Origin of the sequence: Coleofasciculus sp. F4-SAH-05, assembly GCF_040222985.1 — a bacterium.
Lineage (GTDB): Bacteria > Cyanobacteriota > Cyanobacteriia > Cyanobacteriales > Coleofasciculaceae > Coleofasciculus > Coleofasciculus chthonoplastes.
Genome location: NZ_JAVKBY010000008.1, coordinates 1 through 26,018, shown reverse-complemented (window position 1 = coordinate 26,018; position 26,018 = coordinate 1). Strand labels below are relative to the sequence as shown.

Here is a 26,018-nt window from a genome sequence, read left to right as displayed (position 1 = left end):
TTAAGATGCGTTTTTAAGATGCGTTTTTAAGATGCGTTTTTAAGATGCGTTTTTAAGATGCGTTTTTAAGATGCGTTTTTAAGATGCGTTTTTAAGATGCGTTTTTAAGATGCGTTTTTAAGATGCGTTTTTAAGAGGTTTCTCGCGCCTCATGCACTAGCATCACTTTATGTGATAATCATCGATAAATCGATTGGCGATACTCACGACTTTCGCCTGTGCTAGACTACCTTTATAGGTTAACACATTATTTATTACAATACAAGACTAAGAGAAAATAAAAAGTCGTCCTTTTAGGACGAGGCTTGTATCCCTAGTTCTCGGTCAAAAATTTGAGGGTTTAACGTTGATGAATTTGTTTTTTCCGCTTCTGGGACTTCTGCTGGGACTCTTCGCGATCGCTATCCTACTCTATCTCGTCACGGGTCGCCGCTATCAATCCTCTGAATCGGTGGTCAATTCCTATGACCAATGGACAGAAGATGGTATTTTAGAGTTTTATTGGGGCGAACATATTCACTTAGGGCATTATGGCTCACCGCCTCAACCCAAGGATTTTTTAGCCGCAAAATCTGATTTTGTGCATGAAATGGTGCGTTGGGGAGGACTCGATAAATTACCCCCAGGAACGACTCTTTTAGATGTCGGGTGTGGCATCGGCGGCAGCAGTCGTATTTTAGCACGGGATTACGGGTTTGCCGTAACCGGAATTAGCATCAGTCCCCAACAAATAAAACGCGCTCAAGAGTTAACGCCAAAGGACTTAGATGCGACGTTTTTAGTCGATGATGCCATGGCAATATCTTTCCCAGATGCCAGTTTTGATGTGGTTTGGTCAATTGAAGTGGGTCCTCATATTCCCGATAAAGCTCTTTTTGCCAAAGAATTAATGCGGGTACTCAAGCCTGGTGGTATTCTGGTTGTTGCTGACTGGAATCAACGGGATGATCGCCAGAAACCACTTAATTTTTGGGAACGTCCGGTGATGCGGCAACTCTTGGATCAGTGGTCTCATCCGGCGTTTTCCAGTATTGAAGGGTTTTCGGAACGGTTGCAGGAAACCGGACTGGTTGAGGGCAGTGTAGCAACCGCAGATTGGACAGACGAAACGCTTCCATCTTGGCTTGATACTATCTGGCAAGGCATCATTCGACCCCAGGGATGGCTACAGTTTGGTCTATCAGGTTTTATCAAGTCTGTGCGAGAAGTGCCGACGATTCTCCTGATGCGGCTAGCCTTCGGTTCTGGGCTTTGTCGATTTGGTATGTTTCGCGCTATTCGAGCCAATTCTTCAACCAATTTAACCGAAACCGTCTCGACTCAAGCTGTGGCGACAGAACGGTAATGAATCAAACTTGACATCCTCACCGTGTTACCAGCACGGTGATTCCTATAGAGGCGCGATCCGACGGCGAGAAAGGGTGGGATAACAAAATAAATAAAACAACAACCCCTTTGTCTCAAAAAAAGAGACTAGAGGGAAATCATTAGAGCTAAAAACGTAGGGTGGGTTAGGCGGAAGTTTCACCGAAGCGATAACCCTTTAATAAACAATCCGCCGTAACCCACCGATGTTAACTGGACAAGATATGATTTAAACTACCTCTATGGGATACTCAGTTGAACGAGTTGTCGGCTATTTCCCTGTTATCCCCAACAGACACAAGCGGTAAAGGGGGAACGGGGGATGGTGGTGACGGCGCACCAGGAAGCGTCGCGGGTGGGACAAGAAATTTTACTATCCGGGGGAAATGCGATTGATGCTGCGGTGGGGGTGGGGTACGCCTTGGCGGTGGTTCATCCCTGTTGTGGGAATATTGGCAGGGGGGGTTTAGTCTGTTACCGGGGGATATGGAACGGTTGCAGCTTCATACTAAGGTGTTTTCCCAACAGGAGACTGTGGCGGCGATTTTTTTGGATGAGGGGGAAGCCTTTCAGGTGGGGGAACGGTTGGTACAGGAGGAGTTGGCTCTTTCGTTGAGTGCGATCGCGCGATCGGGAGCTTCGGCTTTTTATCAGGGTAGAATAGCTCATGCGATCGTGCAAGCGAGTCAGGAGCATGGCGGGATTCTAACTATTGAGGATTTTACTCGGTATCGGGTGCGTCAGGATACCCCCTTGCGCTGTGAGTATCGCGGGTATGAGGTGGTAACCGCGCCACCGCCGGGAGGGGGAGTGACGGTGTGTCAGATGTTGAACGTGTTGGCGGGGTATCCCCTGGGGGAGTGGGGATGGGGTTCGGTGGAGAGTCTGCATTCCTTTTTGTCAGCGGCGCTATTTGCTTATCGGGATCGGAATTACTATTTGGGTGATCCGGATTTTGTTGAGATTCCCGTCAAGCGCCTGTTGAGTCAAGGGTATGCAGCGCAGATTCGGGAACAAATTGGCGAGAGGGCGCTGAATCCCCAGGCGTTGCATATCCAGGATATGCCTCAAGGGACGCATACGACGCACTATTCTATTGTGGATCAGTTTGGTAATGCCGTGGCGGTTACTTATACGATTAATTCCCTGTTTGGCGCTAAGGTGATGGCAAAGGATACGGGGTTTTTGTTGAATAATCAGATGAATGATTTTACGGTGAAGCTGGGGGAGGGGAATCAGTTTGGTTTGGTTCAGGGGGAGGCGAATCAGATTGAACCGGGGAAGCAACCGTTGAGTTCGATGAGTCCAACAATTGTGAAGAAAGATGACCAGGTGGTGTTGGTGACGGGTTCCCCTGGGGGGGCGACGATTCCAACTACGGTGGTGCAGGTGATTACGAATTGGATTGATTATGAGTTGGATATCGCCGAGGCGGTGAATGCGCCGCGTGTCCATTATCAGGGATTACCCAATTGGGTGGTGACGGAACCTTTTGCGGTGGAGGGAGATGGGGTTTGGAGGTTGTGGGAGAAGGGATATCGGGTGATTCCGTTTGTGAGTTGGGGGGCGGCGGAGTCGATTAAGGTTGAATCGGGGGGGGTTGGGGGGTGAATGATCGGCGGCGAGTGGCGGGGGAAGCGATGGGGTATTAATAAGGCAGAAGGCAGAGGGCAGTGGTTCGACAGGCTCACCAACCGGGCAGAAGGGAAGAGGGGTTTAGTTGCTTAATCGTTGTTGATAGTTCTCTCGTGTGTTTGTGCTTGAGAAATGACCCAGTTATTCCTGTACATCACAAACTAAGCGTTTGAACAAAGACACAGAAATAATGGTGGTATTGCCCAAGGTTTGAACGTCTGAGAAATCTCTGTCTCCAGTGATTAAAAAGTTGGCGTCGGCGGCGATTTCGGCTTCGGTCATTGGGTTATCGGCGTGTAAGGCTTGGGTCTGTTTTAATAAGGTTTGCAATCGTTCGACCGCATGTGTTCTGGGGTTATCTTCGGCGAGGATAATGATTTCGACTCGCTGTCCGGGTTGAAAGGGTAAATCGGATAGGATAAGTTGTTTGGGGTCTTCAATGGTGATATATTTTTTGTACGCATTCATGGTTTTACTAACTCCTTCTTTGAAAGAAGATTACGATTACTCCGCTTCTCCAATTAAGGTGAATGCAGCCCAGTTTCTGGGATTGGGGTATTTTTTCATTGTCGTGAGCATCGCTTGACGCAGCGCTTGAGCTTTATCAGGTTGCTGTTGGAGATTTTTGTAAAAATTTGTCATGAGGAAGGCTGTAGGCTCATCTGGCACTTTCCAGAGGGACGCAATCACACTGGGTACACCTGCGGTAAATAAGGAACGGGACAAGCCAATTACACCATCACCAGTGATTCGTCCTTGTCCAGTATCACAGGCACTCAGGACAACTAACTCGGCGTTGAGTTTCAGTTTTAGGATTTCGCTAGCCCTGAGCAACCCGTCATCTTCACCGGAGGGAGCAAGGGCAATGGCACCGGGAATATCTGCATTGTACAAGTCATCGAGCAAGCCGTGAGTGGCTAAATGAATAAACCGCGCTTTGGGCATTTGCTGGACAATTGCAGCTTCTGTGGCTTGGTTCCCGATGATAGCTTGAGTATTCAGTAAGGATGCAATTTCTTTGGCTTCTTGTTCTGCACCGGGTAGGGGTTCTAATGGTTCAGGTGGTTCTCCGGGTACGGGTGCAACTTTGGGCATAGTGGGATTGCCCACTACCATGAATTCACCACTCCCGACTCCCGATTCCCGACTTACCAATTTTTGTCGTTGTTGACGGGTTAATTCTAGAACTTGAATCGAGGGAGCAGTGAGGATAGTGTGTTTCTCGATTAAGTGTTTACCTGACTCGTCTTGTAGAGCAGGAAATGGCACAAAAAACAGGTCGCCTTGCGGGATAAAAATAACACGGGCATTGAGTTCAGTTGGCAGTAAGTCAGCAATGGGTTCGATGAGTAATTGGTGCAGTTGTTGTAAGCGTTCCTCTTGGCTTTGACGAGTCTTTCCACTGGCGATTTCTGCCAAGCCACGAATCCCTTTTTGGCTCGTTTCGTGGGTGCTAAAAACGAGTTTTGCTAGAGCTGTTTTGGGTTGCTCTCCTGAGCGAGTGGCTAGGTTCTGACTGAGTTGGTTGTAGCCGACTAACCCAACTAAACCAATCGTACTCGCAACTGCGAGAAGTGACCAGGGAACTAATCGTCTACGCCGAATAGCTATAAAAATGCAGCCACCACCAACGACAATCAAAATAGCGATGGTTACTGGGTAACCCCAAGAAGCAAGGTATGATTGCCAATAATTCCTCACAGAAGTTTGTGGCTCAGATATTTCTTGCTGCCACAAAGATTTAAGATCAACTTCACGAAAGATCACTTCACCTGTAGGCTTAATTGCCCAAATAAAGAGTTTCGATTCTTTGTTTCGCTGTTGACCAGAAATTCTGGCAGGAAGTAGTGTTTGGGACGGATCATAGATAATTGAATACTCGACAAGGGTGGCATTTTGCTCCTTGGCGATCTTTTTAATTTGCTGAATGCTGGGAGATGGAACTGAAGGTTCAGTTGCTCCTAAACGGAATGCCAACAGTTCAATGAAAGATCTGGCTCTACCTTGCTCAGCAACTTCTAGCGCTGCAAAAGATTGATTTTGTGCAACCAAGACTTGTTGTAGCAATTCGTTAACATCTGTGTAGATATCAAAGAAGGAAACTTTTTGGAGATCTTCTTGACCTAATTCTGTTCTTACAGATTCAAATACTTCTACTGCTTGCCATAGCGTTTTTTCAGCTTCATGGAGATTACCGGCAAGAAATAACGTTCGACCCAGATTACCTAAAGCTCCTGCTTTACCAATGAGATTTTTGTCTTCTTGAGCAATATTTAAGCTCTTTCGGGAATACTTAATTGCTTTCTGGTATTCTCCTTTAGAAGCGTAAGCCCAGCCTAGAAATCTTAGATATATTCCTTCTATCTGACGATTTATATTTTCAAATTGAAAATCATTTTTGATTGAGCGATGAACGCTTAAAGCTTCTTCGTAAAAATAAATAGCTTTATCATAATTACCTTTCACCATATAAGCAAGACCCAAACTGCTTAGATTTTCAGGATTTGGGCTAATGCTTGGGTCAGATGCTGTTATGTTTAGACTATCCTGAAAATACTTAATTGCTTGATCAGCATCGGCATCACCAAATAAATATGCACTGCCCAATAGAGATAAAGCTTCTCCGTGTAACTGTCGAATAAAACGAAGTTCTACTGTAGATAAACTCTGTTGTGATTTCTGATCTTTATCAAATTTATTTGTCACCTCCAAAGTCTGTCTAGCATATTTCATCGCCTTGTCAAAGTCTCCTAAGCCAAAGTAAGTAATTCCTAAACTTCGAAGAGATTGAGCTTGTAGCACTGGATTATTAACTTTCCGTGCAATTTCTAAACTTTGCTGAAAATTTTCAATGGCTTGGATATAGTTATCTTGTTCTATAGAAAGGCTGCCAAGCTCATACAAGCTTCGTCCTTGCGCCAATAGATCGAGTTGCTGCCCTGCTGGCTCTGGTGACTGCTGCTCAAATCTATGCTGAACCCTTTCAAGGCTTCTACGCGCTTCTAGCTCAGTTCCTCGATCATTGAATTCTTGCGCCACAGTCAGCATAAGCTCGTAAAACTCAGCGGCTTTTTCATAGTTTTCCTGCTGTTCGTAGGCAAGTGCTAGTCCGCCTGCAACAGCACCTTCACCGCGACGATTATTGAGTTGCCTGGTGATTAGCAAAGCTTGCTGAAAGTATTCAACTGCTTCGGTATATTTATTAAGAGAACTATATATTTGTCCCAAATACACTAGAGTCATTGACTCTAATTTTCTATCCCCAACTGAGCGAGCAATTTTCAAAGCACTTTGTAAATCATCAATTGCCTTGGAATAATCTCCTAGATGGTAGTAAGCAATTCCTAAGTTCCCCAAGGCTAGTCCTTGAACCTCTTGAATCTTATATGTCCGGGCTACTATCAAACTCTGCTGGTAATAATCAATAGCTTTTTGTTGCTGTTGTTGCTCACGATGAATATTACCTAGATTCAATAGTATTCTACTTTCTAAGTCATAATCATTAATTTCCCTGGCTAGTATTAACGCTTTTTGAGACGAGTTAATAGCTTGGTTATAATTCGACAAAGTATAATAAGCATTACCCAAATTTTTTAGAGTTTGCCCTTCTCCATTACGGTCATTGATTTTTCGATAAATATTGAGTGCCTGCTGCAAAGGATCTATTGCCGCCTCAGCTTGACCACTATTAAGTTTTTCAATTCCTTGTTGCTGGAGTTGCTCTGCTTCTGTCTTAAGAATAAGAATATTTTGGCTTTGAGCCAAGACCTGCGGAATCTTAACTACTAGGGGAAAACTGATAAGGGGCGAGACAGTAGCTAAGAAGAATAAAAGAATTGTGAAACCTATTCTCTGGAAAAACATTGCTGATTGCACCTCAATACCTATTCAATAGGAATGACCTCAATCCACATTGTTTTGGAATCTTGGTCATCAAACCACATTTCATTGACTTCATAGCTACTAGGTCTACCTAAGGGATCCGGGGGGGATTGCTTTTCTTTCACAACAGAACTCAGCGCTACCTCAGCTACACCTTGACTAGAGTCCTTAATCTGCAAAGCTTTCAACGGCGTTACCCGCCAGATTTCAGCCTCACCTCTCAGTCGAGGTGCTGAACCTCGTGGCAACGGTGCTTCCTGGCTAAACTCCACTCGCTTAATCTCTTCGATGGCAATAGCGTCAGCCTCACCACTCGCTTCAAGCGTTAGCGCTTTATCAGTAATCGCCGTTACTCGACCCGACTTCGACTCCCCTGTTATCAACTCTACATCCGCTAAAGTTGGTAGCACCACCGGAATTGGTGCCTCTTCTGCGGGTGATGTCGTCGGAGATGACACAACACCGTTTGGTTTATCGTCACTACATCCTGCCAGCCCGAAGCCTGAAACTAGCAGTGTAACAATTAGTATTGGGAAAAATCCTTTCATGATTGAGAACGCTGTACTCCTCTACATACCAGATTCAAAGTTGCCACCCAATATTCCGGAAATTTTGCGCTTATCGGAGTATAAGAGTGGTAGGTTAGAGGTTCACATTTTGCACCACGCTCAAGATTTAGTGCATTTGGATACAGATGTTGTCCCAAACTCCCCCACCTACCAACAATCCCAACATCTTAGGAACGCTTGTTAGTCTACTTGGCATCCTAGCTGCATTTCTCTACTTCACAGGCGGGATTTATCGCTGGGCATACTTTAGCTTCTTTCAACTAGAAATCACAATTCTTGACTTACCCCTAGAGTCATTTTTTATCGTTCCCTTCCAAGTATTTTTAGGTAGTTTTTGGGCATTCAGCAAAACTGTATTGGCTGTTGTGGTGACAGTATTCCTGATTCAACTAACGATAGGGTTGCTGGAACCACCCAGATGGCAAGTTATCGGAAACTCCAATAGTTTGCAGTCACGCCTCATCCGATTCACTCAAAACCTCTACAGGTCATGGATTGTCCGAAAACTACGTTCATTTGCAGGCATTTTTCCCCAACCTTTACGCTATGAAATAGTAATAGTAGTTTGGATTTTAATAGTTCTATTTTGGTTAGCAAGGTGGCAGGGTATTGCAGATGCCAGACAGGATGCCATCAATGATACATCCTCACTGCCCGTCGTCACATTGGTTACACTTAAAGACCAATTAGCCCTAGGACGTAAGCCTAATGATTTACTCACAAATCCCCCTTTAGAAGACTTCCGCATCATTGGCGATTCCGGCTTATTGGAAAATCTCAGACGACAAGAAACCACCGATACAACTATCAATCCGCCTAGAGTTTGGCGCTTACTGATTGAGCGTAACGGATGGATTTATCTGTTCAAAACACTACCTCCAAATCCTGCTCCCGATGAACGCCCCTATGTACTGGTGATTCGAGAAAGCGATGGCGGCGATCAGTTGTTGATTCTTAGCCCAGAAACTAGCAAGCCAGCATCTAAGTAGGGGTTGCTGAAATTTATTATTGTATTTTACCATCATTTAGCAACAAAAGTATTAGAATACTTTCTCGAATATTTGCAGTATCCTCTGTTTTTAGAGCGGTTTTAGGCAGATATAATATCAAACACCAACTGACTCTTGGGAAAAACCACCTCAAACTCCGTATACTCTCCCACCTGAGACGCCACCCCAATCGCCCCCTGATGCTTCTGTACTAACTCATAGACAATATACAACCCCAACCCCGAACCCTCCCCCATCGGCTTCGTCGTCACCAACGGTTCAAACAACCGCTTCTGCACCGACTCACTTATCCCTATCCCATTGTCCCAAACCCGCCAAATCACCGACTCATTTTCCTCAACCCACTCAATCCGAATCTGCGGGATATAACTGGAAGCAGGGGAAGCAGAGGAAGAATCAGACTTCTCCAACCCCTCCCGCTTACACCGCACCGCATACACAGCATTATCCAGTAAATTTGTCAACACCCGTAACACCAATAACGGCACCTTCACCGGAACCCCATCCCACGCCCCCAATCGCCACTCTATCTCAATCCCCTCATCCTGGGGACAAGCCAACTTCACCGCCAACTCCACAATCATCCCCACCGTCGCCCTCGCCAACCCCTGAGGTAACTCCCCCTGGGGAACCGGAAGCAACGTCGCCACCAACCCATTCGCCCGACTTAACTCCTGTTTCGCCTTCTCTACCTGCTGTTCCCATTTGAATACCACTTCCTCTCCCTTCCCCTGCCGCCATTGCTGAGTTAACATGGTTAAAATCTCCAACCGATTTCCCAGCGCCCAGAGGGGATTTTTCAACTCATGGGATAAATTTCCCACCAAGGAACTCATCGCCGTGAGTTTCTCCTGCTGAATTAACTGATTTTGCGTCGTTTGCAGTTGAATCAACGCCTCCTCTAAATGCTGCGTCTTCTGATTCACCTGCGCTACCAACAAACGGTTATACTCCTGCAATTCCTGAATATAAAAATACAGCACTCCCCACACCCCCATTAGCCCAATTCCCACCAACGCTGCCCCCGACGGTATCCAGATATCCAGTAAAAATGCTGTATACGTCACCCCCACCAAGACACCACTTAAACTAATCCCCCCGATTAACGCCATAATCAACGTCAACCCCGGATAACGCCCCCGTCGCCAGCGTCGTAGAAACACATACTCCAAACTCACCCACAGCCAAATCCAGCCATATTCCCAGGGTTGCGCCACACCCCGAATTCCCCCAGCTTCCAAAAGCGCCGCCTGAATTATCTGACTCGTCAACAGTGCCTGAATCTCCACCCCATACTTATGTTTCGGTGTAGTTCCCTGATAGTGAGAAAAAGGGGTATAAAACCTATCCCGTAACGACGGCGAGTATGCCCCAATCAACACCACCTTATCCTGAAACCGTTGCCCAGAAACCCTTCCTCGTAGCACATCCATCAGCGAAACCCGGTCAAATCCCGCCTCCGGAAACTGTCGCCAATCGAGTAAAATTTGATAGCCTCGGTCATCGGTATTCACATAACCGCCATGATTCTCTTCCAAGGGAGGAAACACCGCCTCCCCTAACCCTAACTACCCCCGTGGCGTCGCTTCCGGTGTAATTCCCGATTCCGATAAATACCGATACGCCAACTTCAGTTATTGGTGGGGAGGGCGGGTTTTGTTGAGAAGTTATCGGTGAATGTCTGAATTGAGTGGCTAAACCCGCCCCTACAAGTATGGCTAAATCCGCCCTGACAATTGACCCTTCACGAGGTTCGAGGGTAAGCTTTTGACTAAACTCCCCATCTCCCTCATACCTAACCGAAACATCGCGAAACAAACCCAACCCCACCACCACCGGATTCGCCTGACTGAGGATGCAGATGTTTTACCACACAATGGTCATGATTGGGACCAAACATTCCGCCGCCCTCCTCACTTTATCCCCATCTCCCTCACACCATCAGCCAGATGCCCAGAATTATGAAGTAATATTAAGAAGAGATGTTAATCCTATCAATATTGTGAAGTCTAATCTCGCATTCCCCTTCAGCAAAACTCTCAAAGGCAGTCAATGGCAAACCATCATCGCCGATAGTCTCACCGTATTCTGGGGCGAGTGGTTAAAGCTGCGGGTGAGAATCCTGCAAGTCGCGGCAGCTGGACTCATCTCCCCACTAATTTACATTATCGGATTTGGGTTGGGATTAGGTAGCGCCCTCGATTCAGCCATGGAACCTGCGGCGGGTGATAGCTATTTAGAGTTTATTCTACCAGGGATGATTGCCCTCTCATCGATGACAATTAGCTTCAGTGGAACCACCTTTTCGATATGCGGTGAACGGCTGTATACCAAAACCTTTGCGGAAACACTACTAATGCCTGTACACCCGTTAGCGCTGTATTTGGGTAAAATTCTAGCGGGAATCGTGCGCGGGTTGATGACATCCGGTTCAGTGATTGTGGTAGCGGTTCTGTTTACAGGTAAAGTTTTCAGCTTTATCAATCCCTTATTTTTGCTAGTGTTACTGCTGAATTGCGCCGTATTTTCTGGTTTAGGGGTAATTGTGGGATTGAATGTCAATTCCTTAGAATCCGTGGGACTGTACAACAATTTCTTGATTGTACCAATGTCGTTTTTGGGCGCAACTTTTTTTGATCCGAGAACATTACCCTTGGCATTAAAAGTTATCGTCTACTTATTACCCCTCAGCTATGCCAGTACCGGATTACGGGCGGCTGCCTATTTACCTCTATCCCAGTTTCCCTGGTATTCTATACCAGTGTTATTAGCCTTCGCGATCGCACTCTCCTTTATCGGCGCTTATAAATTTGCCCACCAACAGGATTAAATCTGAATTGTAATTCCCTGTTCCCTGTTCCCTCAAACATGACAAATGACTTCATCACATTAGAACTACGCTGGTTCAATGGCGGTAATTTACCTAAACAGGTGAATGATTGGTTTACTACAGATTGTCCAGGCGAGACATTAGGATTGCCAGAAACCAGAGAGGATATCTATCTTTATATCCCAGATTGTCCGTATCTGAATATTAAATTTCGGCAAGGCGGTTTAGAGGTTAAGTGGCGTAAGGCGGAATGGGGTATCCGACAATTTAGTCGCCACTGGGAAGGCAGAATTGAACAATGGATTAAGTGGAGTTGTCAAGACTCAACGTCTGAGAGTCTCATGCCCAAAGGCGGCTTGACACAAGGATCATGGGTGTCGGTGAACAAAGCGCGATCGCAACGTTTTTACCAAGAGATTACCTACGAGTTAACCCAGCTTACGGTTAATAATGAGAATTGGTGGACAATTGCATTTGAGGCACTTATTGATGTTGACACTATTAATCTGGAGGAATTTGAGCAGGGTGTTAGGGAAATAAGTTCGACGTATCAGGGATTACCATTACAAAATCACCAGTCTTGTGCCTATCCTAGTTGGCTTAATCTGATTGTTTAGAGGTTTAGTATATACTCATTGCTAATTGACCCAAACGCTTCAGTACACTCAAAACGCTATACAGTTCATTTCCTGGATTGAAAATATCAAACAGTTTAGATACAGCGTATCGAGTTGTTTCTCCTTTGACTAATTTTATAAATCTGAAGCTACTCCCATTCGTAATTAGTCCGTAGGCAGGTTTTTCCCGATCGGGATTTGATAGCATATAAGCGAGAAGTTGTGGTTTGCCAACGTCTAACGAAAATGCGGCTTTTTTTGATTCAATGACGACTAGCCAAACTTGTTCTAATAAAGCCAATACATCAATCTCTCCTCTGACAATAACTCCCTCATCTTCTGCGGCTATTGCCACAGACTTCTCGGATTTGATGTGGAAAGGGTGGAGGTAGAAGTCTGCTAAGTCTAGCAAGGGAGAAAGAACAACCATTTTTACGGTGTTTTCCAACAGAGGTGGGTATTTCGTTAAATTCTGATAACTGAGTTTTACTCTGTCCAACCTTTCTTTCTCGGCGTCAGTAATTTCCGGTAAGTTGTCCTGCCATTCTCGGAAGAATTGGTCATCTTCAACCAACTGGATGCCAAATTTTGTTTCTAATTCATGGAGAGTAATCTCTCTAGCTGGAAGAGTTTGAGTCATAATAATAGATAAGAATTAATTCGGGTTAACTACCCCCGTTATAACCTAGTCCGCGCAGGCGGACTAGGTTTGTGTAGCAGCGATTTCAATCGCCTTGGCTTGGCAAAAGGGGTGGGCTCACTGATTTACATCATTGATCCGCGATGTCACAAATCGATCCATCCAATTTTCCAAATACGCCCGATTTTCCGCCTGTTGTTCCGGTTGCATCGTATCCAAGGGATGAGGCGCTAATCCCAAAATTGCCGCCGTGGTTACACAAAACATCGACTTCTGAAACGTTTGGCAAATCTGCACTCGCAAATCATCCTCTCCCCGACGCGATCGCTGATAAACTTGATGCAGATAATCAGGTAAATAATGACGCATATCCTGCATCAATAATGTTGGCGGAATCCCCGATCCTCCAATCGGTAACGGATCTGCATATAATGCCCCATAAGTAAACATACCTTGTTCTGGCGGAATCTGATTGGCTTGGGCGTTATAGGAAACCGTCCCCAAAAACGGCGTTCCCCGAAAGAAAATCGCCTCCACATAGGGTACCCCTGTATCCATGAGAAAGGTTAACCCAGCGGATTTTGGAAGAATCTCAAACTCGCGATCGCGAATTTTCACGCTATAAGTAATTGGCTTATTCGCCGCCGCCACTAATCCATTTAAAATATGTTCCACCACTTGCGGAATCGTCTTAATTTCACCCTTATCATAGCGACTAGATAACTCCATAAAAATATCACTCATCACCCGCCAGAATTGACCCAAGCCACTGTAATATGCCATCTGACGCGCTTGTTCGGTGAGAAAATTGGGAAATAACCCATTTAATCCTTGAACAAAAGGATTCCCCTTAAACTTTGCCTGAATCGCGGCTGCACAGTGTTGTTTAAATTCTGGCGTATCTAGATAAGCATCTAATCCTCCACCCCCATGCCAAAACATAGATTTCATACAGTATTCGGCATATTCAAAATTAATCCGATTATGCCACCAGTGCTGCAATAGTTTCTGAAAAGACACATCCCCATTAAAGTATTTAAAGAAGGGAAAAAAGACTAAAAACTGATTCTCAGCAATATAAATCAGATTGCGGGAATAGGCATCTAAGACAATGCCATAACTATGTAAAATCCCCACAACTTCTAGTACATTCTCTGGTGAATCCACCAGCAACGCTTCACCTGAATTCAGGCGTTTAATATAAGGTTCTAGGGGATGATTTTTAGATAGTTTTTGACTAATGACCATAGCAATTAGTTTTGAGTGTGTAGGGGCGGGTAATGAAACTTCCTTTTCGCTATTGATAGTAACGTTTATGCAAAACCCGCCCTGACTTAGTATTAACGTCCCTTCTACCATCTACCATCTGCCATCTGCCTTATTTCCCTAAAGCCATTGTCGGTGAATTCGTCACCATCGTCGCTGTAGTGGTTTCACTCAAACGCACCAACCATCCCGGTTGAATGCCAAAAATAACAATCAACACCGCTAACACAATCGCAGGTATCCGTTCACTCCAGTAAACACGGGGTAAATCAATCACCTGTGCCGAGAGACGCCCAAAAAAGGTGCGATCCAACAGAATTAAGAAATAAACCGCCGTTAAAACTGTCCCAATCATACACAGAAGTGTTTGCACCGGAAACACCGGGAAACTCCCCCGAAATACCAGAAATTCTGAGATAAATCCCACCATTCCCGGAATTCCCGCACTCGCCATCACCGCCAATACCATAAAGCTACCAATCAACGGTAATCCGCGTTCCCGATTCAATAATCCATTAAGAACCTCTAAATCCCGCGAACCCGTCTTCTTATACACCACCCCCACCAGGAAAAACAATAACGCCGAGATTAACCCATGACTCACCATTTGCATCACCGCCGCCACCAGCGAAATGGATGTCCCCGCCGCCGCAGCCAGTAAAATATATCCCATGTGCGCCACTGAACTAAACGCCACCATCTTCTTCATATCCCGTTGCGCGATCGCATTAAACGCCCCATAAAGCACACTGACAACCGCCCATATAGCTAACCAAGGCGCAACGACTGTCCAAGCTTCTGGGAATAATCCTAAACCAAAGCGCAATAATCCATAGGTTCCTAACTTCAGCAACACCCCCGCCAACAGCATAGAAATCGGTGTGGATGCTTCAACGTGGGCATCGGGTAACCAGGTATGAAAGGGTACTAAAGGAATTTTAATCCCAAAAGCGATCAGAATTCCGCCTAATAACAGCAATTGACGACCTACAGGCAATAATGAAGCTAAGTTCTGCACATTGCTGTAGGCAAAACTATTTGCCCCACTCAAAAAAAACAAACCTAAAAAGACCGCTAAAACCAGCGCCCCAGACACCGCTGTATATAAAAGAAACTTGGTCGCCGCATAACCGCGCCGTTTTCCGCCCCAGATGGCAATTAACAAATATAAAGGAATTAATTCCAGTTCATAAAACAGGAAAAACAGCAATAAATCTTGCGCCAAAAATGCCCCTGCCACCCCAGCATTTAATAACAGAATCAGCGTGTAATAAAATCGAGGGCGTTCTAACTCCTCATCAGTCGCGTAAACCGCCATCACAGTGAGTAAGCCATTTAATACCACTAAGGGTATTGACAACCCATCGATACCTAAACTGTAAGTTAACCCAATTGACTCAATCCAAGACAGTTTTTCTTGAAATTGAAGACTCATCTGACCGGGATTAAACTGCGCTAGCAGTACCAGTGACCAAATAAACAGACCACTCGTAACAATTAGTGTGACTTGACGCGCCCCTTTTCCCATCAGCGTCGTGGGCAAAAATCCGACGACTAGGGCTGTTAATAGCGGGACTAAAATTAAAGCACTTAGCATAATTTCTCTTATGTCTTATGTCTTATGTCTTATGTCTTATGTCATACTCGCTTCCCTTGAGAAGCAAACTAAGTCATTTCTCATGGGTTATGATCCTCTGCGTCCCTCTGCGTTAACCTCTGCGTCCCTCTGCGTTAAAAAAATATAATTTCGATACCAATCAACCCGTGCAGATTGAGCCACATTAGGGTTAACTCATAAACAATAATAGTTCAACCCACCCCGACAACAACATTTTTATTGCCCATTCAGAAACAACCACCGTTCCCAGTCCCACTGACTGAGGGGCCAACTCATCAAAAGTGCCAATACGCTGACACCAATCAGAATCGTTAACAGATAAAACTGAGATTTCCCCGAAACACTATATTTCAACGATTGACCCCCAACCACAGTCGCCAAACCGACTAAATTCACCACACCATCGACAATATGACGGTCAATCCAGTCGGTCAGTTTAGACAACAGGTCAACGGCAAAAACCACAGTCAGATTGTAGAGTCGATCTACGTAAAAATCATAAGCTAAAAGGTCTTGCAAAAATCTCACAGGTAAGAGAATCGATCGCAATCCAGTTCTATGTAAGTCCATTAAACCCCCAATCGCACAACCCACTACGCTGGAACCCAATAATAACAATTGGGGGACTTCAATCAGGTACTCATACTTAGCAACAGGTAACAGATTTAATTGTTGCAGCAACAAAGGCATCCCCAGATTAATCAGAGTTAACCCCACCATAGGTAACGCCATGGGCCACGCCACTTCCGGGGCGCGGCGGGTTTTGGGCTGAGGATTGCCTAAAAATACTAGGCGAAAGACGCGGGTTAATCCTAAAGCTGTAATCCCATTCACCACGATAAAGGTGGCGACTAATCCGGGCGAATCCGCCCACAGTGAATTAATGCCTTTACTTATCGCCCAATACCCTCCTAGGGGCAATAGTCCAATCATCCCAGCCGTACCGACAACAAAAGCAGTGGTTGTGGCGGGCATTCGTGACCACAAGCCGCCCATCTCGGTGAGATTTTGGTTACTGGTGGTGAGAATAATTGAACCCGTACTCATAAATAATAGGGCTTTGGCAAAGGCGTGGGCGAGGAGTAACGCCACGGCAATATCGGCGCGTCCAGTTCCCACGGCGATAAACACCAACCCTAAATACGCACTGGTGGTATGGGAGAGCGATCGCTTAATATCAATTTGGGCAATGGCGACTAAGGATGCACCAATCGCGGTGATCGTGCCAATTACCACTAACACAGATAAGGTGACTGGGGATAGGGCTAAAATCGGCAGCAGTTTAATCAACACATACGCCCCACAGCAAACAACCAGCGAATTCCGCAACACGGAGGCGGGGTTGGGTCCTTCCATCGCTTCATCTAACCACAAATGCAGGGGAAATTGAGCGCATTTTCCCAGGGGTCCGGCAATTAGGGCTAATCCCAGTAATGTGGCGAGGATGGGGGAAAGGTTTGCTGTTCCTGCCCAATCGTATAAGTTATTAAAGTTTAAGCTACCGGCGAGGCTTCCCAGGGTGACAACCCCCATTAACAGCAACAGGTCCCCCACCCGCTTGGTTAAAAAGGCATCTCGTGCAGCGGTAACCACTAAGGGTTGAGCATACCAAAAGCCAACGAGTAAATAGGTGGAGAGGGTGAGCATTTCTAATAGGGCATAGCTCAAGAGTAAGGAATTACTCAAGGCAATTCCACTCATCGCCCCTTCAAAGAATCCCATTAAGGCAAAAAAGCGGGCTAATGCCCAGTCTTTTTCCATGTATCCTAGAGCATACAGTTGCGCCAACAGGCAGAGGCTGGTCACCACCTCTGCCGCACCTGTACTCACAGGCGAAACTTCTAGGGCGAAGGAGAAATTGACACCGCCAACTTGCAGCCAGTCAAATACAAACTCGTTCACCATCGGCTGATTCACGGCAGACCGGAAGATTACCCAACCGTGAATACAGGCAAAAATTGTCATTAATATGTTAAAATAGGCAGCCGGACGAGGACCGGTATGGCGAATCATACCCGTTGCCCAAGGTAAGCTGAAGATGGCACCAATTAACCCATAAAACGGCACTAACCAAATTGTCTGATTCAGAAACTCTGTCATCCCCCTCGCCTACCTCGTTGGTTGATCCGATGAATAGTTGGCGTATTGACCTAGGAACTCTCCAGTGCGATCGCCCGCCGTTTGAATCCCCCTATTTGAACGTCAGCTTAATCAAAGTGATAATCTGAGCTTATACTTAACAATAGTGCAAGAAGGCAGAAATAACGCTAACCGCTAACCTCTCCCCCAGCTTCCTCCGCTCCCTCCGCTCCCTCTGCTCCCCCTGCTTTTCCTATCTACTATGGAAAGAGCGCAACTCGGTATCAGGCGTTTCTCCTACCCGTTGCCCCTGCTTGATTTTGAGGTGATTGTCCCGGCGTCTGGAGTCGAGTCACTTTAACTTATAAAAACGTTACCCAAAAATTATAAAACAAAGCCAACATTTCGCAAAAGCTGAGAATTTTGCCCAACCTCTCGATTATTATCGCTCTAAAGTTAAGTTTTGTTAAACAGTTCGATTAAGAATTATCATAATAATTTATATTGTCAATTGTGCCAAGCTTCTCTATGCTTGGTTTTGGCTAGTAATTAATTAGTCTAAACTTCGGCATTCCCGTCCAAATTTTTGCCCAACGGGGATGGGCGGACTCATGGTCAACGTATTCACAAGGAGAAAATCAACGTGCCAATTGCTGTAGGAATGATTGAAACCAAAGGCTTTCCGGCTGTCGTCGAAGCCGCCGATGCCATGGTGAAAGCTGCCCGTGTCACCTTGGTCGGGTATGAAAAAATTGGTAGCGCGCGGGTCACGGTGATTGTTCGGGGCGATGTCTCAGAAGTTCAAGCCTCCGTCGCTGCTGGCGTAGAATCTGCTAATCGGGTGAATGGGGGTGAAGTCGTATCCACCCACATCATTGCTCGTCCCCACGAAAACTTGGAATACGTTCTACCGATTCGATATAGCGAAGCCGTGGAGCAATTCCGATCATATTAGCGAGACTTCTACGCTTATGATTGGGCTAAATCCTGGCGCTCCCAAGGTGTCAAAACAGACAAACCCCTAGATTTTGGAGAAACATTCATGTCAATCGCCGTTGGAATGGTAGAAACCCTCGGCTTTCCGGCTGTCGTCGAAGCCGCTGACGCCATGGTGAAAGCCGCCCGCGTCACGTTGGTCGGGTATGAAAAAATCGGCAGTGGTCGAGTTACGGTTATCGTCCGGGGCGATGTGTCGGAAGTCCAAGCCTCCGTAGCCGCTGGTGTGGAGAACGTCAAGCGCGTCAATGGGGGTCAGGTTCTATCCACTCACATTATCGCCCGTCCCCATGAAAACCTAGAGTACGTGCTGCCGATTCGGTACACTGAAGACGTAGAACAGTTCCGAGAAAGCACGAATGCCATCCGCCCGCTTAACCGTCCCTAAGACCAATACCCTTATCCTTAAATGATTATGGGAAAGGTTAATTGGGGATTGAGACAAAGGCAAGACTCGCTCGTTAAAAAAAACGGCAACTCAGTCCGCCCAGAACCGACGATCCAACATCCCAACCGTGGAGGATAAATGCAAATTGCCAGAGTGCGGGGGACAGTCGTTAGTACTTGTAAAGAACCCAGCCTAAGAGGTGTAAAATTTCTCTTAGTACAGTTTATGGATGATGAGGGTAAACCTCTACCTAACTACGAAGTGGCAGCAGATGTCGTCGGTGCGGGTGTGGATGAGTGGGTTTTGGTGAGTTGCGGCAGCGCAGCCCGCCAGGTGGGTGAAAATGATAAGCGCCCTATTGATGCTATGGTAGTGGGGATTATCGACACTGTTAGTGTAGATAATCACATTCTCTACAGTAAAAAAGATCAATATCGATAGTCTGGGGTGAAAAAAGTCATCCGAAATCGTTAACACGAATCGTCAGGAACCCCACGCCTAAAGGCGGGGGCTTGAAATAAAGCCCATACCTGACCAGCATAAGACCTACGCGGTCTACGTTAACGATGAGCAAGCCCTGATTCTGACTCCCTTATCGGTCTAAGATGACTGACCGCCAGACCAAGAATTTATACCCTAATTTGGCGTATTAAAGCCAATATTTATTCTGCTGGCGGGAGGGGAGTCAACCCAATATCCCTCGGCTCAATACCCGGGTTTTAACGAAAAGCTTCTCGCTCAAAACCCGACAATCTAGAATTGCTGATGTTTTAAGATCCAGCTTAAACAAAGATCTTGATATCCCTATAGATAGGGATAAACATCCAAGGCTTATGGATGAAATGCTCTTGGTTTAATCAAAAAAAACAACACGTTGATATACGTTGTGCAAGGCAGGAAAATATTATCATGGTAGTTCGTAGCTACGCGGCACCCCCGACCCCTTGGTCAAAAAGTTTGGCGGAACCCAAAATTCACGAAAGTGCCTACGTCCACTCCTTTTCTAACATTATCGGAGATGTCATAATCGCCGAAAATGTCCTGATTTCTCCGGGGACTTCCATTCGAGCAGACGAAGGTGGACCGTTTTATATTGCCGCTGGCTCGAATATTCAAGATGGAGTGGTGATTCATGGCTTAGAAGATGGGCGAGTGATGGGGGATGACCAAAAAGCTTACTCCGTCTGGATTGGTCAGAATACCTCTGTTACTCATCTATGCCTGATTCACGGTCCAGCCTACATTGGAGATGATTGCTTTATTGGCTTTCGCTCCACCGTGTTTAATGCTCGCATCGGTCATGGCTGTATCATCATGATGCACGCCTTGGTGCAAGATGTGGAAATTCCGCCGGGGAAATATGTACCCTCTGGAGCAGTGATTAATAACCAGCAGCAAGCGGATAGATTGCCCGATGTCCAAGAGGAGGATCTCACGTTTGCTCATCATCTGATCGCCTGCAACGAGGCATTGCGATCAGGGTATCAGTGTGCAGCGGATGAAGCTTGTATTGCGCCAATCCGCAAGGAGAGGCTTCAACAATCTGACTCTGATCAGGAAAATGGAAATCAAACTTCTCGTCGTTCTTCTTATTCTTATAGTTCCATGCCTTCATTTACAGCCATAAATTCAGACCTGCAGAAACAAATTCGTCAACTGTTAGCTCAAGGATATCGGATTGGTGCCGAATATGCAGATGAGCGGCGCTTCCGGACGAGTTCTTGGAAGAGTGCGATCGCGATTCACTCAGATCGTGAATCAGAGGTACTTAATGCTCTTAACGATTGTTTGCAAGATCATCAAGGTGAATATGTCCGCCTGATTGGGATTGACCCGAAAGCAAAACGGCGGGTGATGGAAGAAATTATCCAAAGACCCGGTGATCAACCGTCCAAGTCTACCCCAGCCAAAGCGTCTTCGTCTTCGAGTTATCGTTACAGTCAACCTGCGGCGAGCAAAAACCTTCAGGTTTCCCATTCACAACCCCAACTCGAGTCTGATCTTCAGCAAACAGTGGCGGGACTGGTCGCTCAAGGCTATGGGATTGGTTTAGAATATGCTGATGAGCGGCGCTTCCGCACCAGTTCCTGGAAAAGCGCGATGTCGATTCAATCCAATCGGGAATCGGAGGTGATGGACGCGATTACCGACTGTTTAGTTGACCATGAGGGCGAGTACGTGCGCTTGATTGGGATTGACCCCAATGCGAAACGGCGGGTGCTGCAAGAAATTATTCAACGACCTAATAGTAAAGCCTTGACAACAGGGACATCGGTCTCCTCAAATGGTCGGCGCACCAGCAGCAGCTACAGCACGGTATCCGCACCATCAAAAGCGGATTCTGTATCACCTGCGGATACGTCTTTGAGCCAAGAGGCGATTGATCAAGTCCGGGGTTTGTTAGCTCAAGGCTACAAAATTGGTACCGAACACGCCGACAAGCGCCGCTTCCGCACCAGTTCCTGGCAAAGCTGCACTCCCATCGAATCAAATCAGGTTTCTGAGGTGATTGAGGGATTAGAAGGCTGTATGGCTGAACATAGTGAGGAATATGTTCGTCTGATTGGCATTGATCCAAAAGCCAAGCGGCGTGTCTTGGAAACCCTGATTCAAAAGCCAAATTGAGCAATCATTACCTCAGGAACTGTTAGAAGTCCGCTGGAAGGGAAAGGGTGAGCGTTGATTGGGGATTGGTGATGGAGTTAGGGTTGAACTCAATGCTTGCTCCGAAATTGTTCAATAAACCATTAACAATTTTTAATCCTCAATCCCTTTACTTTCCCACAGAGGTAATCCGAAAGTACTAACTTCAAAATCGCGGGACTTCTGATTCAATTGACCTAATTATATTCACGTTTATAACGTCTAAGTAGGTCGGTGGAAATAAACTCAACTATCCACCAGTTATGTGAATAGACCTCAAACCCTTACAAATGACCAATGACCAATGACCAATGACGATCCCCACCGTTAACTTTTATTATCCCCACCTACTTATAACTATAAAATGCATTTGCCCCTGCCACTACCATTGAGCAGTTACTCTCATGTCTACGTGCAAGGTGATGTAACCATTGATCCGAGTGCTGTGATTTCATCGGGAGTAATTTTGCGGGCTAATCCTGAGAGTCAAATGATTATCGCGGCAGGTGTTTGTATTGGTGCAGGTTCAATTCTGCACGCTGACCAAGGGACGTTAAAGATAGAAGCCGGTGTCAATCTGGGTACAGGTGTATTGATCGTGGGTCACGGGACAATTGGGGCAAATGCTTGTATCGGTTCACTGACCACGATTTGGAATGCTTCGATTGAGCGATTAACCGTTGTGCCTGCGGGGTCTGTTGTGGGTGATGTGGGGCGTCAAGTTGCCGAGGTTTGTGTACCAGCGACTCCTCCGGTTGATAGCTCTAATCCCCCAGAAGCGGTGAATCATGCACCTAAGCCGATCGCCTCTCCTCCATCTCCATCTCCTGAACAGCCAGAACAGCAGTATGTCAACCCACCTGTTGATTCCCAGAGACATTCCAGTGAGTCTACGACGGAAGAGGAACCTGAATCTGCCACCTCCCCGGCGGAAAACTCCGTCTATGGGCAAGGGAGTGTAGACCGGATTCTCAAAACTCTATTTCCCTATCATCAATAATTTGGGCTACTGATGCAGGGGAGTTATTTAGCCGCTTCCTGTAGTGTTAAGATCAGCGCTGAGATAGGTTATACCGATAAGTTGTTAGCGTTGAGGTGTTGGGTTTCTTAGACTGGATTAGAGGCAACACTTAACTGCCAACAACGACATGGAGAGCTGAGCTATGGAGTCATACAACCCTGGAATTATCCCCCACGCCCCCTCTACTCAACGGAATCGCTTTCGTCACTCCTCTTTGGGTTTGGTGTCTACGCTCAGTTTTCCCGTGATTGTGAGTACGGCTGATGCGATGCTCAAGGCGTCTGGAGTGACATTGATCGGATTTGAAAAAATTGGTAGTGGTCACTGTACGGCAATTGTGCGCGGCGCTACAGCAGAAGTGCGGATTGCGGTGCAAGCTGGGGTTGAACATGCTAAACGAGAAGGTCGGTTATTGTCCTCCTTGGTAATTCCTCGACCGTTTCCCAACTTGGAGGTTGTTTTACCTCTGGGTTCTCATTTGCTAGAAGAGGCGCAACAGCAACTGCGATCGCGCCATAGTTCCCAAGCCCTGGGACTTCTAGAAACTCGTGGCTTTCCCGCGATCGTCGGTGCAGCAGATGCTATGCTCAAAGCTGCAAATGTAGAATTGACGGGTTACGAAACTATTGGTGCGGGCTTATGTACAGTTATTATCCGGGGTCGAGTGGCAGAAGTTGCCATGGCGCTGCAAGTGGGTATGGCAGAAGCACAACGGATTGGGGAACTGGTTGCTGTTACCGTGATTACTCGACCGTTAGAGGATCTCGAACAAGCCCTACCCTTGGCAAGTTACTTCATTGAAGAAGAAGAAACCCCTGAACCCCTAAGATTACCTGTCGAGGTCAAGGAAACAGAGAAGGAATTAGTCGAACTCCCTGATTTAGATAAATTGCCCGCGCCGACTAAGGAAATTGACTTCTGATATTACATTGCCGATGAGCAGAGCTGAGGGAGCTGGGGAAGCAAACCCTTACAAAGGACAAATGACAAAGGACGAATGACGATCTCCACTGTTAGCGTTTATTGTGTCTACCTATTAAAAAAGGCGTTGCACCCAATTCCAGCAATGACCGGATTAAGCTTTCCTGTAGGTACAGGCTAAAACCAAACCGCTTATTCCGGAACATACAAATTGGTTAGGGGCAACGCGAGTTGGAAGGAAGACTGTCACTTGTTTGGTGTTATCTGAAATCTTAACTCAGAGTTATCATAGAAAAAATACATTGTTTTGATAGAAATCATAGACTATAATCTATGAATTATTCCGATCAAGGAGGAGTATCGTTGAAGCAAGCCACGCTGCATCAGCTCAAAGTCTTTGAAGCCGTTGCTCGACATAATAGTTTTACTCGTGCAGCCGAAGAACTATTTCTCACCCAACCCACGGTGTCAATGCAGGTGAAACAGCTTACCCGAGCGGTTGGTGTTCCCTTATTTGATCAAGTAGGCAAACGTCTTTATCTTACCCAAGCCGGAGAGGAACTCGTCAAGACCAGCCGTGCTATATTTGAGAGCTTAGATCAGTTTGAGATGACCGTCGCTGATTTGCAAGGTCTGAAACAGGGACGCTTGCGGGTTTCGGTGATCACAACCGCCAAATATTTTATTCCCCGGTTACTCGGTCCATTTTGTCGGCGTTATCCGGGAATCGATGTGTCGCTTCAGGTGACCAATCATGAATATATTCTGGGTCGTCTGAATGACAATGCGGATGACTTGTATGTTATGAGTCAACTCCCGGATCTGGATATTACCTACGAAGCCATTCTTGACAATCCCCTCGTCGTTATCGCCCCATCGGATCACCCGTTAGTGAATGAAACCAATATTCCCATGGAGCGCTTGGCAGAGGAACCCTTTATTATGAGAGAACCTGGATCAGGAACGCGCAAGGCAGTGCAAGAACTATTTGATTCCCATGATATCGAGTTAAAAGTGCAGCTTGACTTAGGCAGCAATGAAGCCATTAAACAAGCGATCGCGGGAGGGTTAGGCATTTCGGTTTTATCCCGTCATACCTTAGCCTTAGAGGGCATCTGTAACCAACTGACGATATTAGATGTGGAAGAATTCCCGATTGAACGATACTGGTATGCGGTGTACCCCAACGGCAAACAACTCTCCGTTGTCGCTCGCACCTTTCTCGATTATTTGCTCACCGAAGGCAAAGACTTTGCCCAAAAGACTGCCCTACGCCGAACCTTGCCACCCGAATCGCAAGGGGCTACCCCTTCAACGAAGTAAGGGGTAGGGGGATAGCCGAAAATGCGAGGGGTCAATCCCCGAAGTATTTTCAATCTCTCTCTTTCTATCCCATGTGGTGGTATAGTTTAGCCATGAAACAAGTTCTCACAATAGTTGTAAAGCTCCAACCCTCTCCTGAACAAGTTGCCTTCTTCGAGGCAACTCTTCAGGCGTTTGCGGACGCTTGTAACTACGTGAACGAAAACACAAACCCTAAGCTGACCAACAAAATTGCTATCCAGTCCTTGGTCTACCAAACCATCAAGAAAAAATTCAATCTGGTGGCTAACATGGCAGTTAGGGCTTGTGCGCGTGTAGCTGCCAACCGCAAGGTAGCCAAGCTAAAAGGCAAACCTGTTAAAAGATTTGCCCCAACCAGCATGGACTGTGACAAAGACTTGTTTCGGTTTCGCGAACAGGATTGGACGGTAAGCCTTGCAACTACTCACGGTAGAGAGCGAGTTGAATTAAAAGTCGGCAACTACTAAAGAGGAAAACTCAAACAGAGAAACCCGACTTCTGCTCAACTATGCAAACACCGTGATGGTCACTTCTACTTGCACATCCAAATCAAAGACGATGCAAAAGACTCGCCAATTGCCGACAAGGTAATTGGCATTGACTTAGGGCGGCGCGACATCGCCGTTACGTCGGAAGGGGAAAAATGGGACGGTAAGCATATCCAATCAGTTCGAGATAAGTTTTATAAAGTTAGGGCATCTCTCCAGAAGAGTGCCCCGAAAGGCACTCTTGACAAATCGGCGCAGATGTCGAGAAGTCTTGAAACGGCTGTCGGGACGGGAAAGACGCTACCAGCAATGGCTCAATCACAACATCTCCAAATCGGTGGTCAGACGAGCAGTTGACGCTTCGACTCCGCTCAGCGTCAAGTATAGTGCCTCTATTGCTATAGAAGACCTTACGGGAATTAGGGAGAGAACCAACGAGCAACCCAGAAGCAAGACGGAACGTAGACGCTCGAATTCATGGGCATTCTACCAACTGCGAATGTTCATTGAGTACAAAGCGCTTGGGGCAGGTGTTCAGGTTATCCCAATCTCCCCTCGCTACACCTCCCAAATGTGTCACAATTGCCTACACATTCACCCGGTAAAAGGAAAGTCTTACCGTAGTGGCAAGACTTTCAAATGTGGGCATTGTGGTTGGCATGGAGATGCCGACTTTAATGGAGCCAATAATATTGCACTTGTGGGG

The 26,018-nt window shown here is 46.3% G+C and carries 21 protein-coding genes and 2 pseudogenes; 14 read left to right on the top strand and 9 right to left on the bottom strand.

What is annotated here, in order from left to right; genetic code table 11:
- Window positions 1-349: 349 nt before the first annotated feature.
- The 3 genes and pseudogenes from RIG27_RS00905 (at window position 350) to RIG27_RS00895 (ending at window position 2,976) form a co-directional block, all read left to right on the top strand.
- Window positions 350-1,345 (top strand): methyltransferase domain-containing protein, encoded by a 996-nt coding sequence (locus RIG27_RS00905; protein ID WP_446341580.1) that lies wholly within the window; start codon window positions 350-352, stop codon window positions 1,343-1,345.
- A gap of 342 nt (window positions 1,346-1,687) precedes the next feature.
- A pseudogene (locus RIG27_RS00900) lies at window positions 1,688-1,789 on the top strand (hypothetical protein); the annotation flags it as partial.
- 17 nt (window positions 1,790-1,806) lie between these two features.
- Window positions 1,807-2,976: a gamma-glutamyltransferase family protein gene (locus RIG27_RS00895; protein ID WP_446341576.1), complete on the top strand. Its 1,170-nt coding sequence runs from the start codon at window positions 1,807-1,809 to the stop codon at window positions 2,974-2,976.
- Between the two features lie 165 nt (window positions 2,977-3,141).
- Here the strand turns inward: RIG27_RS00895 and RIG27_RS00890 are convergent, their stop codons facing one another.
- From RIG27_RS00890 to RIG27_RS00880, 3 genes are all read right to left on the bottom strand, one after another.
- Entirely contained in the window at window positions 3,142-3,468 is a 327-nt protein-coding gene (locus tag RIG27_RS00890; RefSeq protein WP_446341574.1) for a hypothetical protein, read from the bottom strand.
- A gap of 36 nt (window positions 3,469-3,504) precedes the next feature.
- Window positions 3,505-6,765 carry a CHAT domain-containing protein gene (locus tag RIG27_RS00885; protein WP_446341572.1) on the bottom strand — a complete coding sequence of 1,087 codons (3,261 nt, stop codon included), beginning with the start codon at window positions 6,763-6,765 and terminating at the stop codon, window positions 3,505-3,507.
- A 119-nt stretch (window positions 6,766-6,884) separates the two neighbouring features.
- Window positions 6,885-7,340 (bottom strand): hypothetical protein, encoded by a 456-nt coding sequence (locus RIG27_RS00880; protein ID WP_446341570.1) that lies wholly within the window; start codon window positions 7,338-7,340, stop codon window positions 6,885-6,887.
- A 236-nt stretch (window positions 7,341-7,576) separates the two neighbouring features.
- On the opposite strand from RIG27_RS00880, the gene RIG27_RS00875 reads away from it, so the two are divergent.
- Complete coding sequence (locus RIG27_RS00875) at window positions 7,577-8,440, top strand: hypothetical protein (RefSeq protein ID WP_446341568.1); 864 nt, start codon at window positions 7,577-7,579, stop codon at window positions 8,438-8,440.
- A 101-nt stretch (window positions 8,441-8,541) separates the two neighbouring features.
- On the opposite strand, the gene RIG27_RS00870 is transcribed toward RIG27_RS00875, so the two are convergent.
- Both RIG27_RS00870 and RIG27_RS00865 read right to left on the bottom strand, forming a co-directional pair.
- Window positions 8,542-9,999, bottom strand: a complete 1,458-nt coding sequence (locus tag RIG27_RS00870; protein WP_446341566.1) for an ATP-binding protein — start codon at window positions 9,997-9,999, stop codon at window positions 8,542-8,544.
- Complete coding sequence (locus RIG27_RS00865; protein ID WP_446341564.1) at window positions 9,962-10,294, bottom strand: hypothetical protein; 333 nt, start codon at window positions 10,292-10,294, stop codon at window positions 9,962-9,964. Before RIG27_RS00865 ends, RIG27_RS00870 begins: the two co-directional genes overlap by 38 nt.
- Before the next feature lie 49 nt (window positions 10,295-10,343).
- On the opposite strand from RIG27_RS00865, the gene RIG27_RS00860 reads away from it, so the two are divergent.
- Both RIG27_RS00860 and RIG27_RS00855 read left to right on the top strand, forming a co-directional pair.
- Entirely contained in the window at window positions 10,344-11,291 is a 948-nt protein-coding gene (locus RIG27_RS00860) for an ABC transporter permease (protein WP_446341562.1), read from the top strand.
- Window positions 11,292-11,329: 38 nt separating this feature from the next.
- A complete protein-coding gene (locus tag RIG27_RS00855; RefSeq protein WP_446341560.1) occupies window positions 11,330-11,908 on the top strand; it encodes a hypothetical protein in 579 nt (192 codons plus the stop codon).
- A gap of 4 nt (window positions 11,909-11,912) precedes the next feature.
- Here RIG27_RS00855 and RIG27_RS00850 read toward each other — a convergent pair whose 3' ends face one another.
- From RIG27_RS00850 to RIG27_RS00835, 4 genes are all read right to left on the bottom strand, one after another.
- Window positions 11,913-12,548, bottom strand: a complete 636-nt coding sequence (locus RIG27_RS00850; protein WP_446341558.1) for a type I restriction endonuclease — start codon at window positions 12,546-12,548, stop codon at window positions 11,913-11,915.
- A 117-nt stretch (window positions 12,549-12,665) separates the two neighbouring features.
- Window positions 12,666-13,796, bottom strand: a complete 1,131-nt coding sequence (locus RIG27_RS00845; RefSeq protein ID WP_446341556.1) for a CO2 hydration protein — start codon at window positions 13,794-13,796, stop codon at window positions 12,666-12,668.
- Between the two features lie 130 nt (window positions 13,797-13,926).
- A complete protein-coding gene (locus RIG27_RS00840; RefSeq protein ID WP_446341554.1) occupies window positions 13,927-15,411 on the bottom strand; it encodes an NADH-quinone oxidoreductase subunit M in 1,485 nt (494 codons plus the stop codon).
- 237 nt (window positions 15,412-15,648) lie between these two features.
- Window positions 15,649-17,532, bottom strand: a complete 1,884-nt coding sequence (locus RIG27_RS00835; protein ID WP_446341552.1) for an NAD(P)H-quinone oxidoreductase subunit F — start codon at window positions 17,530-17,532, stop codon at window positions 15,649-15,651.
- A gap of 622 nt (window positions 17,533-18,154) precedes the next feature.
- On the opposite strand from RIG27_RS00835, the gene RIG27_RS00830 reads away from it, so the two are divergent.
- The 8 genes and pseudogenes from RIG27_RS00830 to RIG27_RS00795 form a co-directional block, all read left to right on the top strand.
- Window positions 18,155-18,466 carry a carbon dioxide-concentrating mechanism protein CcmK gene (locus RIG27_RS00830; protein ID WP_006105229.1) on the top strand — a complete coding sequence of 104 codons (312 nt, stop codon included), beginning with the start codon at window positions 18,155-18,157 and terminating at the stop codon, window positions 18,464-18,466.
- Between the two features lie 87 nt (window positions 18,467-18,553).
- On the top strand, window positions 18,554-18,895 hold the full coding sequence (locus tag RIG27_RS00825) for a carbon dioxide-concentrating mechanism protein CcmK (RefSeq protein WP_446339169.1): 342 nt from the start codon (window positions 18,554-18,556) through the stop codon (window positions 18,893-18,895).
- A gap of 138 nt (window positions 18,896-19,033) precedes the next feature.
- Entirely contained in the window at window positions 19,034-19,336 is a 303-nt protein-coding gene (locus RIG27_RS00820) for a EutN/CcmL family microcompartment protein (protein WP_446341549.1), read from the top strand.
- 468 nt (window positions 19,337-19,804) lie between these two features.
- Window positions 19,805-21,520 carry a ribulose bisphosphate carboxylase small subunit gene (locus RIG27_RS00815; protein WP_446341547.1) on the top strand — a complete coding sequence of 572 codons (1,716 nt, stop codon included), beginning with the start codon at window positions 19,805-19,807 and terminating at the stop codon, window positions 21,518-21,520.
- Between the two features lie 406 nt (window positions 21,521-21,926).
- Window positions 21,927-22,538: a carbon dioxide concentrating mechanism protein gene (locus tag RIG27_RS00810; protein ID WP_446341545.1), complete on the top strand. Its 612-nt coding sequence runs from the start codon at window positions 21,927-21,929 to the stop codon at window positions 22,536-22,538.
- A gap of 163 nt (window positions 22,539-22,701) precedes the next feature.
- Complete coding sequence (locus tag RIG27_RS00805) at window positions 22,702-23,481, top strand: BMC domain-containing protein (protein ID WP_446341543.1); 780 nt, start codon at window positions 22,702-22,704, stop codon at window positions 23,479-23,481.
- Between the two features lie 362 nt (window positions 23,482-23,843).
- Window positions 23,844-24,803: a LysR substrate-binding domain-containing protein gene (locus RIG27_RS00800; protein WP_446341578.1), complete on the top strand. Its 960-nt coding sequence runs from the start codon at window positions 23,844-23,846 to the stop codon at window positions 24,801-24,803.
- Between the two features lie 92 nt (window positions 24,804-24,895).
- Window positions 24,896-26,018 (top strand): annotated as a pseudogene (locus tag RIG27_RS00795) (RNA-guided endonuclease InsQ/TnpB family protein); the annotation flags it as partial.